The sequence below is a fragment of the Hymenobacter sp. B1770 genome, from assembly GCF_049896385.1.
In the GTDB taxonomy this organism is placed as follows: Bacteria; Bacteroidota; Bacteroidia; order Cytophagales; family Hymenobacteraceae; genus Hymenobacter.
Map to the genome: position 1 here is coordinate 1 of NZ_JAFCUF010000064.1, position 785 is coordinate 785.

The 785-nt window shown below is 61.1% G+C and carries 1 protein-coding gene and 1 pseudogene; one reads left to right on the forward strand and one right to left on the reverse strand.

Annotated elements, in window-relative coordinates:
* Positions 1-358: integrase core domain-containing protein (locus ACP7AJ_RS21480; protein WP_426062288.1), on the forward strand; the 358-nt coding region annotated here is incomplete at its 5' end.
* 10 nt (positions 359-368) lie between these two features.
* On the opposite strand, the pseudogene ACP7AJ_RS21485 reads toward ACP7AJ_RS21480, so the two are convergent.
* A pseudogene (locus ACP7AJ_RS21485) lies at positions 369-785 on the reverse strand (hypothetical protein); the annotation flags it as partial.

Genomic DNA, 785 nt, shown 5'->3' on the forward strand with positions numbered 1-785 from the left:
GGCCGTGCGCCAGCCCCGGGCGGGCCTCATCGTGCATTCAGACCAGGGCAGCCAGTACACGGCTACCAGCTTTAAGCAGTTGCTCACCCGCTACGGGGCGCGGCAAAGCATGAGCCGGCGGGGCAACTGCTACGATAATGCCCTACCGGGTACGACCCACGCCGAATCCTTTTGGAGCCGCTTCAAAGCGGAGTTGCTTGACGGCGGCCACTTCCCCGGCCTGGCCGAAGCCCGGCTCGAAAACAGCCACCACATCGCCTACTACAACGCCGAACGTCGACATTCCGCCCTCGGCTATCAATCGCCCAACCACTTCGAATCCCAACTCCAAACCACGTCCCAATTGTGTCCGGCTTAGCTAGACCACCTCACTGTCCTCGACGGTAGGGGGTGGTGCTCTCGTCACTGCTCCAGCGGCAGCCCGTGCGTTGGTTGTTGAAGGCCGCCCGCGTCCGGTTCGGGTTGGGCAAGGGGAAGGTGCCCACGCCGGTGATATTGTCCGCAAAGAGAATCAGGTACTCATAATCGTTTGCCCCCGTGCCGGTATAGCGGTACGAGCGAACGTCCAACACGCCGCCGGACGGGTTGGTGTCGTACGACACGGTGTAATTGGACGAGCCGTTATTGCCTTTTGGCGTCCAAGGTTCCCCATTAACCAAGCAGCCGAAGGTGTTGGCGCCGGTTTGTGTGGCCGGAGGCAGTTGTTCTTCGGGCGAGGGGTCTTGCTTTTGACAGCCCAACAGCAGCAGTAACGGCAGCCAGAACCAGACAATTTTCACGGCAGC